Genomic DNA, 11,782 nt, shown 5'->3' with positions numbered 1-11,782 from the left:
GCCTGGCGCGCGGCGGCGAAGGCATCGTCGTAGCGGCTCAGACCGTTGTAGAGGACAGCGCTGGAATACCCGGTCAACGCCACTATTCGGCCTTCGCCCCTGGCGATCCCGTCTGTTGCCGCTCGGTCGATCAGATTGGTCGCGACGTTCTCATTGCCCCGCCAAGCGGCCAGCAGCACCGAGTGATATTTGACCGGGGCATAACCCGTAGCAGCCGAGATGGCGTCGGCCTCCTCGACAAGTTGGGATGCCGTTGCGAATTCGCCGGCCTGGACGTGTACACCGGCGCGATAGACCAGGGCGTTCGGTAACACGGCGAGTGCGCCCGCCGCACGCGCCAGGCGTACCGCGTGGGTGGCCAGCCGATGCCATACGTCGTCGTCCCAGAGTTCGTGGGCGGCAGATTCCTGGACGATGGGAAAGGCTCGCCAGAACCAATGCATGACGTCATCGGCGCGCTCGGCGGCAGCTTCGATGAGGCGCAGCGCTTCGCGCATCGCTGCCAGACTCGGGACGAGTCCAGCCGTCGCCCGCAGCGCGACGCCATCAAGAAGGAGATCGACCGGCCGTGCCGGCTTCGGCCCGGGCGGTGCCGCGCGGGCCGCCTCGGCGGTCGACGCAATACCGCCATGCGGGCACAGCCGGCCGCCGAACATCGCCGCCCCCACGGCGTCTAGGTACGTTTCGCGGGATTGCGCGTCGTCCAGTGTTTCCAGCCGGCGTGCGGCGTCGAGCAGGCGTACGGCCGCATCGGAGACCATCGGTGCATCGGCATCACCGCTACGGCTGCGGGAGAAAACGATCTGCGCGCGCAGTCGGGTGACGCGGGCCTGCTGCAGCTTGTCCAGTGGCGCGGCCTCGGCGATGGTGAGCAGCTCGTCCGCGGCGTCGAAGGCCGCCACGTCACGCTTGGCCTGGGCGGCCGCGAGTGCCCGTGCCCCTCTGCGGGCCGAATCCGAGGTCAGTTGGGTGGCCCGTTCCAGGAACGCGGCAGCCGCGGCCACTCCGCCTCGGGCCTGGGCGCGGTCGGCGGAGCTCTCGAGTGCGGCGGCGATGGATTCGTCCGGACCCGGAGCCGCAATGGCCAAATGCCACGCGCGCCGGTCCGGATCGCTTCGTGGGTCGGTCACCTCAGCTAGCGCCCGATGTACGCGTCGGCGATTCATCAGATCCGCCGTGCGGTACGCCGCTGACCTCACCAGAGGATGACGGAATCGCACCCTGGTGCCCACGTCGATCAATCCGGCCGCTTCCGCTCTGGCCGCCGCGTCAAGTGGAAGCCCTAAATGCTCTGTGGCGCGCGACAATAGCGCCGCGTCGCCCACCGGCTCTGCGGCCGCAATGATCAATAGCTGCTGGGTCTCGTCCGGCAGTGACCGGATCCGCCGGACGAATGTCTGCTCGATCTGTCCCGCCAGTGGTTGCACGTCCGGGCGCTGGAAGCCGCCGGCCAGCTGCGCGGCGGTCAGACCCCTGGGCAACTCCAACAGCGCCAACGGATTTCCCCGGGTCTCCGCCACGAAGCGCTCGCGCACCTCGTCGTCCAGTCGGCCCGGGATCACCGAATCCAGCAATGCGCGGGCGTCGGCGGGATTGAGGCCGCGGACCGCCAACCCGGGCAACCCGTCCCAATCATCGGCATCGATGGCGGCCGAGGCGTCTCTCACCGCGAACACCATCGCCACGGGCTCGGCGATCAGTCGCCGGGCGACAAACGTCAACGTCTGGGCCGAGATTCGGTCGATCCACTGCGCGTCATCGATGAGGCACAGCAAGGGCTGGGCCTGGGTCGCTGCATCGATCAGACTGAGCACGGCCAGCCCGACGAGGAAGCGATCCGGCGCAGGTCCGGCGCTCCGGCCGAATGCGATCTCCAGTGCACCGCGCTGCGGAGGCGGCAGTTGATCGATGCGATCCAGCAGTGGCACGCACAGTTGCTGTAAAGCGGCAAACGGGAGTTCCATCTCGGACTCCACCCCGGAGACCCTAGCCACGCGGAAGCCCGGGGCACGCTCGGAAACGAAATCCAGCAGCGCCGTCTTGCCAATGCCTGCCTCGCCCCGCAGCACCAGAACCTGACTCTTGCCCGAGCGGGCGCCCGACACCAGCCGGTCGAGGGCAGCACATTCCGCGCGCCGACCACGCAAAGGTTGTGCCTGTTGATCTTTCACCCACACCGCCGCTGGAAAGTGATTTGCCGTTCGACTTTACCGAGCGCACCTGCCTATGGCGTCGAGCACCGACCGCGGCCCGTGTCTTAAATCAATTGCTTGACTTAACGCGGCAGGCGCCGATTAACTCGTCGTGTGGTCAACGAATTGGACGGCAAGGTCGCCATCGTCACCGGCGGCGCTTCGGGCATCGGTCGCGGACTCGTGGAGCGGTTCGTGGTCGAGGGCGCGCGAGTCGTCATCGCCGATGTCGAGACCGACCGCGGCGAGGCGTTGGCCGCATCGCTCGGCGGCGCGGCCGCCTTCCGGACGACCGACGTCTCCGATCCCGAACAGGTGGGGGCGCTGGTATCCGATGCCGTCGAGGAGTTCGGCGGTCTGCACGTCATGGTGAACAACGCCGGGATCTCCAGCCCGCTGCGGAAATTGCTCGACGACGACCTCGCCGATTTTCACCGGGTGATGGGGGTCAACGTGCTCGGCGTGATGGCGGGTACCCGAGATGCCGCGCGGCACATGGCCGAACACGGCGGCGGATCCATCATCAACATCACCTCGATCGGCGGCATCCAGGCCGGCGGCGGTGTGATGATCTACCGCGCGTCCAAGGCGGCCGTCATTCAGTTCACTAAGGCCGCGGCAATCGAGTTGGCAATTCACGAGATTCGGGTCAACGCCATCGCGCCCGGCAACATACCCACGCCGATCCTGGGCAAATCGGGTGCCGGCATGGACCCCGAACAGCTGCGGCAGTTCGAGGCGCGAATTCGCGAGACGATGCGGGAGGACCGGCCGCTGAAGCGCGAGGGCACGCCCGACGACGTGGCCGAGGCGGCGCTGTATTTCGCCACCGACCGCTCGCGCTATGTCACCGGGACGGTGCTTCCGGTCGACGGTGGGACCGTGGCGGGCAAGCCGATCCGGTCCAAGCGACACAGCTGACACCGCCGGAAGGCCCCGAGCGCGGCGAAGGACGGTCCTAAAATTTAAATCAATCGCTTGACTTAAAGTACCGTACGAGGTTGACTGATCCAATGACCACCGCCGGCCGGACCGTTCGCACCGATCGGGCCAGTTCCACCCAAGAGGCGATCCTGGTGGCGGCCGAGCGCCTGTACGCCGAGCACGGCATGTTCGCCGTGTCCAACCGGCAGGTCAGCGAGGCCGCCGGCCAGGGCAACAACGCCGCCGTCGGCTATCACTTCGGCACCAAGGCCGACCTGGTGCGGGCCATCGAGCACAAGCACCGCGGGCCCGTCGAGCAACTGCGCGAACAGATGGTGACCGAGCTGCTCGACACGGGCGGTTCGACCGACATGCGCAACTGGGTGGCCTGTTTGGTGCGCCCGCTCACCGATCACCTGGAGGAGCTCGGAAATCCGACCTGGTATGCGCGTTTTGCCGCCCAGGCGATGACCGACCCCGCCTACTACAACATCATCGTCAAGGGCGCGCTCAGCTCCCCGTCGCTGGTCCAGGTCGTCGAGGGCATCAACCGCTGCCTGCCCGAACTGCCGGCCGAGGTGCACTTCGAACGCAACATCATGGCCCGAAACTTGTTGATGCACACCTGCGCCGATCGCGAACGCGCGCTCGCCGCGGGAGCGGTGACGTCCCATCGTTCATGGCGTGCCGCGGCGTCCGGACTCATCGACGCGATCGTGGGCCTGTGGCTGGCGCCCGTGACGGCGTACGAGTGAAGGGCGTGCGAATGAAAGTGACTGTCGACCAAGACCTTTGCGCTTCATCAGGGAACTGCGTGATGAACGCGCCCGAAGTGTTCGACCAGCGCGACGACGACGGCGTCGTGGTGCTGCTCAATCCCAATCCCACGCCCGAGCAGGCCGAGGGCGCGCGCCGGGCGGCGGCGGCCTGCCCCGCGCTTGCCATCCACATCGAGGAATGAAAACGATGTCCGACACCCTGACGAGCACCGCGGCGGAGCACGCGTCCGAAATTCCGGACTACCCGATGGCCAGGGAGCCGCGCTGCCCCTTCGCGCCACCGCCGGATGTCATGGCGCTGGCCGAAGCCCGACCGCTGTCCCGGGTCCGGATCTGGGACGGCAGCACACCGTGGCTCATCACCGGCTACGAGCAAGTGCGCGAGCTGTTTTCGGATTCGCGGGTCAGCGTCGACGACCGGCAGCCCGGCTTCCCGCACTGGAACGAAGGCATGCTGTCCACGGTGCACAAGCGGCCGCGATCGGTCTTCACCGCCGACGGCGAGGAGCACACCCGATTCCGGCGGATGCTGTCCAAGCCGTTCACCTTCAAGCGTGTCGAAGGTCTGCGCCCGTCCATCCAGCGCATCACCGACGAGCACATCGATGCGATACTCGCCGGGCCGCAGCCCGCCGACATCGTCACCGCATTGGCGCTCCCGGTGCCCTCGCTGGTGATCAGCCAGCTGCTGGGCGTCCCCTACGAAGACGCCGACATGTTCCAGCATCACGCCAACGTCGGCCTCGCGCGCTACGCCACCGGTGAAGACACCGTCAAAGGCGCCATGAGCCTGAACAAATACCTCGCCCAGCTGGTCGAGGCCAAGATGGAGAACCCGGCCGAGGACGCCGTGTCCGACCTCGCCGAGCGGGTCAAGGCCGGCGAACTCAGCGTCAAGGAGGCCGCCCAGTTGGGCACCGGCCTGCTGATCGCCGGGCACGAGACCACCTCCAACATGATCGGTCTCGGCGTGCTCGCCCTGCTGGAAAACCCCGACCAGTTGGCCGTTATCCGCGACGCTGAAGATCCGAAGGTCATCGCCAGCGCGGTCGAGGAACTGCTGCGCTACCTGAGCATCATTCAAAACGGCCAGCGCCGCGTCGCGCTCGAAGACATCCACATCGCCGGCGAAACCATTCGCGCCGGTGAGGGCATCATCATCGATCTCGCCCCGGCCAACTGGGATCCGGACGCGTTCGCGGAGCCGGACCGGCTCTACCTGCATCGCTCCGGCGCAGATCGCAACGTCGCATTCGGCTATGGCCGGCATCAGTGCGTCGGGCAGCAGCTGGCCCGCGCTGAGCTGCAGATCGTGTTCCACACGCTGGTGCGGCGCATTCCCACACTGCGACTTGCCATTCCGATCGAGGAGGTTCCGTTCAAGGACGACCGACTCGCCTACGGCGTCTACGAACTGCCGGTGACCTGGTAGCCAGCCCGCTACTCATCAAATATTCGGATCCGAATGGAGGGTCAACGATGACGACTCAAACAAGTACGCTTTACCCGCCCGGCGGTTATGGCGCTCCGAAGGACCGCCGTGGTCACGCCGCGGGCAGCGACGTCGGCCTTCCACAGGGGACCGTCGTCTTCTCCGCGGACAACCACATCTCGCTCGCGGACGACATTTTCTACCAACGCTTCCCGGACGACCTGAAGGATAAGGCGCCGCGGATCTGGTACGAGGACGGCGCCTACCAGGTCGGCCGCAAGGGGCAGTCGTTCCTGCCGGGCGACTTCAGCGCCGTGCTGATGCAATACGACGACCTGCCCGGCGCCGCGAGCACCAACATCGAGGCGCGCATCCAGGAGCTGCACGACGACGGCGTCGAGAAGGAATTGGCGTTTCCCAACGCGGTGCTGGCGCTGTTTCACTACCCGGACAAGCAGCTTCGTGAGCTCGCCTTCCGCATCTACAACGAATACATCGCCGAGCTGCAGGAGCGCTCGAACGGCCACTTCTACGGCGCCGGGCTGATCAACTGGTGGGACCCGCAGGGCACCAGGACGACGCTTGAAGAGCTGAAGTCGTTGGGGCTCAAGACGTTCCTGCTGCCGCTCAACCCGGGCAAGGACGACGACGGCAACATCATCGACTACGGCAGCACCGCGATGAAGCCGGTCTGGGACGAGATCGAGGCCGCCGGTCTTCCGGTGACCCACCACATCGGGGAGACCCCACCGAAAACGCCGTGCCAGTTCAACAGCGTGGTGGTAGGGATGATGATCAACATCGACGGATTCCGTGAGCAATTCGCCAAGTACCTCTTCACCGGAATTCTCGATGATCATCCCGGGCTGCGCATCGGCTGGTTCGAGGGCGGCATCTCCTGGGTGCCGTGGGCGCTGCAAGACGCCGACCACCTGATGGGCTCGTACCAGCACATGTTCAACCGGACTCTCGAGCACGAACCGCGTTACTACTGGGACACCCACATGAGCGCCTCGTTCATGGTCGACCCGCTGGGCTTGCAGCTGATCGATCAGATCGGGGTGGACAAGGTGATGTGGTCCAGCGACTACCCGCACAACGAGAGCACCTACGGCTATTCCGAGAAATCACTGAAATCCGTTGTGGATGCGGTGGGTCCGGAGAACGCGGTGAAGATCGTCAGCGACAACGTCACGAAGTTCCTGGGTCTGTAGTGACGACGTTCGCGCAACTGAACACCGACACCGGCAACGGACTGGTGATCCCGGAAACCGCCGACCTGGCCCGCCTGCGCCGTGCGACGGGGGCCCGGCTGCGCTCGGCGATGGCGGAGCGCGGTGTCGACGCGATGATCCTGCTGGGCAACAACGCGGTGGTCTACGCCACCGGGGCCAGCTGGCCGCTCGGCGACGCCGGGTTGTCCTACGTCGAGCGGCCGGTGGCCGTGGTGTTGGCCGACGACGACTGGCCACACCTGTTCCTGCCGTTCCGCGAGGGGGCCGCACAGGAGTCGGACCTGCCCGCCGATCACCTGCACGCGCCCGTATATCTCGAATTCGACGAGGGCGTCGAGCATTTCGCGCAGCAGTTGGCCGATCTCATCCCGGCCACTGCGGTAGTTGCGGTCGACGAGTTCACCGGCGCCATGTCGCGTGCCGCCAAGGTTCTGTTCCCGGGCGGAGCACCCGTCGACGCCACGGCCATCGTCAGCGCCGCCAAGGCGGTGAAAACTCCGGACGAATTGTCGTGCATGCGTACCGCGATCCAGATCACCGACGAGGCGATGGTCGAGGTGCAGAAGAGTTTGGCCCCGGGGATCCGTCAGATCGATTTGTCGGCAAGCTTTTTGCGCCGCGCCTTCGAGCTGGGCGCCACGGCCAGCATGCTCGAGCCGATCTGGCAGGTGATGCCGCCCAGCAAGGCCGAGGGTGTGTGGACCACACACGGCGACTTGGCGCTGCCGCTGCTCACCACGGAACGCGAGCTGGCCGAAGGCGACGTGCTGTGGACCGACGTCAGCATCACCTATCAGGGCTACTGTTCGGACTTCGGGCGCACCTGGATCGTCGGCCGCGATCCGTCACCCCGTCAACAGGCGCAGTTCGACAAGTGGTTCGAGATCATGAGCGCGGTTCTGGGTGTCGCCAAGGCCGGTGCCACCGCCGCGGATCTGGGGCGCGCCGCCATCAAGGCCAACGGTGGCACCAAGCCGTGGCTGCCGCACTTCTACCTGGGCCACGGAATCGGCGTCAATGCCGCCGAAATGCCCATGATAGGAACCGATCTCGGCCAGGAGTTCGACGAGAATTTCGTCCTGCAATCCGGGATGGTGCTGGTGCTGGAGCCCGTCGTCTGGGAGGACGGCACCGGCGGCTATCGCAGCGAAGAGGTCCTGGTGATCACCGAGGAAGGTTGGATCCGTTTGACCGACTACCCCTATGACCCTTATGGCAACTGAAGTCCTGCCTGACGAGCGCACGCTGCGCCTGGGCCGCCGCCGCCGGGCGCTGGCCCAGATGGCCGCACACGATCTTGACGTCCTGGTCCTCGGCCGGCAAGCCAATGTCCGGTATGTCACCGGGGCGCCGCAACTGTGGGTCGCCGGCACCAGGCCCTTCGGCCCGACCTGCGTGCTGGTGCGCGAAACCGGCGCCGTCCACCTCCTGAGCACCTGGGACGAGGGCGTTCCGGAAGACATCCCTCACGAAAACCTCTACGGCATCTCGTGGAATCCGATGAACACCATGTCGGCGCTGCAGCGCATCGACGGCGCGGCGAGCGCGCGGCGCGTCGGAACCGACGCCCTCTCACCAGTTTTCGCCCAGTTGCTGCCGACCGCGTTTCCCAACGCCCAGCTGGTCGACGGCGAGCTGGCCATGCGGGCGGCACGCCGCATCAAGACGGACGAGGAGATAGCGGCCATCCGGGAATCCGTCGCGGTGGCCGAGTCGGCCCTGGCAGCCGCGGTATCCGAGTTGCGGCCGGGGGTGACCGAGCAGGCGCTGGCCGGCGTCCTGCTGGAGGCATCCGCGGCCGGCGGGGTCAGCACCCCGTCGAATCAGGATGTCGCATGGGTGACTTCACGCAAGCATCCATGGCGGCGGGCCGACGACGGTAATCGGAACGACGGCCGTATCCAGGACGGCGATCTGGTGGCCTTCTCCGCCGGCGTCCTGGCCGGGGGCTACGTCGGTGAGGTCGGCCGGACCTGGCCCGCCGACACCAGGCACGTGCCCAACGGGGCCGCCACCCTGCAGCGGCGCTGGGAGAGCCTGTGGGGCAAGCTGATCGGTGCCTGTCGGCCCGGGGCGGGCGCGGGCCAACTGCTCGCCGCCTACCACGCCGCCGGCGAGCCCGAGCCGCCGATGCCGGTGGCCCGCGGCCTGGGCATGGGGTTCGACCCGCCCGTAGTCTCCAAGCATCTGCCCGCGACCGCGGCCGGCGAACGCCTCGAGCCCGGGATGGTGCTGGCCGTCACCGGTTATGTATGGGAAGAGGGAGTCGGCGCTGTCTTCGGGCGAGAGGCGGTCCTGATCACCGCCGACGCCCCCGAGGTGCTCACCGGTAGCCCGTTCTGGCAACCCTAGTCATGAACGAGCCCTCCGAGCCTGCGGCCGAAGAGATCATCCGGTATGACAAGGACGCCACGACGCGGATCGCCACGATCACGTTCGACCGCCCGGACTATCTCAACGCGCCGACGGTCGCCGCGCGGGTGCGTTACGCAGACTTGTTGCACCGGGCCAACATCGACGACGACGTCAAGGTTCTGGTGGTCCGCGGTGTCGGCGACGACTTGGGCTCGGGTGCGGATCTCACCGAGGCAATGCGGATGCGCGACGCGGCGGACCAGGGTCCGCGGCTCGCCGAATACCGGATCGGCGCTGACGAAGTCCGATACCCGCCGCAGGGGTCGTTTCGTAACGGTGCCACGCTCGGCCAGTGGTATGCCAACCCGAACTCGGGCATTCGCGGCCTGCAGGACTTCAAGAAGATCAGCATCCTCGAGGCCAAGGGTTACTGCTACGGCTGGCATTTCTACCAGGCCGCCGATGCCGACCTGGTGATCTCCAGCGACGACGCGCTGTTCGGGCACCCGTCGTTCCGGTATTTCGGTTGGGGGCCCCGCATGTGGTGGTGGGCGCAGACCATGGGCATCCGCAAGTTTCAGGAGATGGTGTTCACCGGACGGGCTTTCACCGCCGCGGAGATGTATGACTGCAACTTCCTCAACAGCGTGGTGCCGCGGGCTGAACTCGAGGCCGAGGTGGACAAGTACGCGCTCGCGTGTGCCAGTAACCGCCCCACGGACACGGTCTTCATGCAGAAGGTCTTCTTCGAAATCATGAAGCAGTTCCAGGGCGAATATCTGGGCAGCATGCTCAGCGGCGTGTTCGAGTCAATGGGAGGCAGTGTCCGTCCGGACGCCGGCGATGAGTTGATGCTCGGCGACGCGATGAAGCGGGGCCTGGGTGACGCGGTCAAGGACAACGACGTCAAGTTCCCCGCCGAATGGCGGCTGAGCAAGAAGTCCCGCAAGAAGGCGCGAGCCGACAAGAACAGCAACGCGAAGAGAAAGAAGCAGTGACGCAACGTCGCGTCGAACCGCCGCTTGACGGCTATACCGTGATCGACCTGTCCACCGGTATAGCCGGCGCCTACTGCACCAAGTTGCTTGCCGACGGCGGTGCCCACGTCGTGAAAGTGGAATGCCCGCAGGGTGACTCGCTGCGCGCATGGTCGGCCTCGGGCGCCACCATCCCGGCCGGCGGTGACGGCGCGCTGTTCAGCTTCCTGGCCGGGGCGAAACACAGTGTCGTCGCCGATCCCGCCGCCGACGACGACGTCGAACTGGTGAACCGGCTGCTGGCCGCCGCGGATGCGGTGGTGTGGTCCGCCGGCTCCGAAGTGGTCGAACACCCGAACTTTTCGCCGCGCGCCATCCACGCCGGGCACCCACATCTGACGGTCACCGCGATCACGCCGTTCGGCCTGGAGGGCCCGTGGCGCGACCGCGCGGCGACCGAGTTCACGCTGCAGGCGTGGTCGGGAGGAATCGTCGGGCTGGGCCGCGGCGAGCAGGAGCGTCCGCCCGTCTTCGTCGGCGGTCAGGTCGGCGAATACCTGGCCGGCATCTACGCGAGCGTGGCCACCCTGGCGTCCCGGTGGCGCCGAATCGACGGCGGGGCAGGAGAACTGCTGGACCTGTCGATGCTCGAGACGCAGATCCTGTGCCTCACCTATTACCCGGTCTCCTACTTCGAAGTGCTCGGTCGCCCGTGGCGAGACATGCGGCGGCCGACCATTCCTGGAGTGGCTCAGGCCAAGGATGGCCTGGTCGACCTCGGGTGTGGGACCGCGCAGCAGTGGTTCGACCTGTGCGCGATGGTGGGCCGCCCGGAGTGGATCGATGAGGAATCGCCGCTGTCGATCACCGAGCAGGCGAACATCCACGCCGAGGAGATCTTTGCCTGGCTGGCCGACACCCCGGTCGACGAAATCCGGGAACTGGCTTCCGCATTCCGCATCCCCAACGCGCCCGTCGCCAACGGCGCCAACGTGACGTCCTTCGACCAGTTCGTGGCGCGCGATTCGTTCGTGTGCAATCCGCGCGACGGCTTCCAGCAGCCCAGCCACCCGTACCGCATGCGGCCCGCGCAGCTATGCCAACCGGAGCCGGCGCCGCGGCTGGGCGAGCACACCGAGCGCTACCGCACCGCGCATCTCCCGGCGCGGCCCGCGCCGAGTGGGGTCGCGAAACCGCTGCCGCTCAGCGGTATTCGAGTGCTGGACATGACGACGTTCTGGGCCGGTCCCTGCTGCACGCATGCGCTGGCCCTGCTCGGCGCCGAGGTCATTCACGTCGAGTCGACCCGCCGGCCCGACGGCACGCGGATGATCGCCGGCATACCGATCACCGAGGACCGGTGGTGGGAGAAGTCTCCGATCTTCGAGGCCCTCAACACCAACAAGAAAGGCCTCACCCTGGACCTGCAGAGTCCGCGAGGCCGGGAACTGCTGCGCGAGCTCATCGCAACGTCCGACGTGCTCGTGGAGAACTTTACGCCGCGCGTGCTGGACCAGATCGGCCTGGATTTCCCGACCGCACAGTCGATTCGACCGGACATCGTGATGGTGCGGATGCCGGGCTTCGGCCTGGAGGGACCCTGGCGTGACAACCCGGCATTCGCCTACGTCATCGAATCGGCCTCCGGGGTGAGTTGGCTCACCGGCTATCCCGATCGCACGCCGTATGACCCGTATTCGGTCGGAGATCCTAACGCGGGCGTGCACGCACTCAACGCGATACTGCTGGCGCTCGAGCACCGGCGCCGCACGGGCGAGGGCGTGTTCGTCGAAGCGGCGATGGTCGATGCCGCGCTCAGATACAGGTTCTGCGGCGCGGCGGTCGGTCCCCGGTTGCCCGCGCGCGCCAGCAGCGCCCCGTACGCCGA

Annotated in this window: 10 protein-coding genes; 9 read left to right on the top strand and 1 reads right to left on the bottom strand. The window is 66.8% G+C overall.

Going from position 1 to position 11,782, the window contains the following annotated elements:
* The coding region (locus A5659_RS23980; protein WP_082976177.1) for an AAA family ATPase at positions 1-2,177 on the bottom strand (2,177 nt) is incomplete at its 3' end.
* Positions 2,178-2,306: 129 nt separating this feature from the next.
* Here A5659_RS23980 and A5659_RS23975 point away from each other — a divergent pair.
* From A5659_RS23975 to A5659_RS23935, 9 genes are all read left to right on the top strand, one after another.
* The gene (locus tag A5659_RS23975; RefSeq protein ID WP_067184767.1) at positions 2,307-3,113 is read left to right on the top strand and encodes an SDR family NAD(P)-dependent oxidoreductase; all 807 of its coding nucleotides are present in this window, start codon (positions 2,307-2,309) and stop codon (positions 3,111-3,113) included.
* Between the two features lie 92 nt (positions 3,114-3,205).
* Entirely contained in the window at positions 3,206-3,871 is a 666-nt protein-coding gene (locus tag A5659_RS23970; RefSeq protein WP_066865727.1) for a TetR family transcriptional regulator, read from the top strand.
* A gap of 11 nt (positions 3,872-3,882) precedes the next feature.
* Positions 3,883-4,077, top strand: a complete 195-nt coding sequence (locus tag A5659_RS23965) for a ferredoxin (protein WP_067021579.1) — start codon at positions 3,883-3,885, stop codon at positions 4,075-4,077.
* Between the two features lie 5 nt (positions 4,078-4,082).
* On the top strand, positions 4,083-5,327 hold the full coding sequence (locus A5659_RS23960; RefSeq protein ID WP_066865877.1) for a cytochrome P450: 1,245 nt from the start codon (positions 4,083-4,085) through the stop codon (positions 5,325-5,327).
* 47 nt (positions 5,328-5,374) lie between these two features.
* A complete protein-coding gene (locus A5659_RS23955; RefSeq protein ID WP_067021571.1) occupies positions 5,375-6,541 on the top strand; it encodes an amidohydrolase family protein in 1,167 nt (388 codons plus the stop codon).
* Positions 6,541-7,785 (top strand): Xaa-Pro peptidase family protein, encoded by a 1,245-nt coding sequence (locus A5659_RS23950; RefSeq protein WP_067184764.1) that lies wholly within the window; start codon positions 6,541-6,543, stop codon positions 7,783-7,785. The genes A5659_RS23955 and A5659_RS23950 overlap by 1 nt, the downstream gene beginning before the upstream one ends.
* Positions 7,775-8,914 (top strand): Xaa-Pro peptidase family protein, encoded by a 1,140-nt coding sequence (locus A5659_RS23945; protein WP_067184761.1) that lies wholly within the window; start codon positions 7,775-7,777, stop codon positions 8,912-8,914. Before A5659_RS23950 ends, A5659_RS23945 begins: the two co-directional genes overlap by 11 nt.
* A 2-nt stretch (positions 8,915-8,916) precedes the next feature.
* Positions 8,917-9,915, top strand: a complete 999-nt coding sequence (locus A5659_RS23940; protein WP_067184758.1) for an enoyl-CoA hydratase/isomerase family protein — start codon at positions 8,917-8,919, stop codon at positions 9,913-9,915.
* The coding region (locus A5659_RS23935) for a CoA transferase (RefSeq protein WP_231998003.1) at positions 9,912-11,782 on the top strand (1,871 nt) is incomplete at its 3' end. The genes A5659_RS23940 and A5659_RS23935, both read left to right, overlap by 4 nt.

This window comes from Mycobacterium sp. 1165196.3, from assembly GCF_001673415.1.
GTDB classification, from domain to species: domain Bacteria; phylum Actinomycetota; class Actinomycetes; order Mycobacteriales; family Mycobacteriaceae; genus Mycobacterium; species Mycobacterium europaeum_A.
Note: the sequence above shows the minus strand (reverse complement) of the source record. Positions and strands in the feature narration are given on the sequence as shown.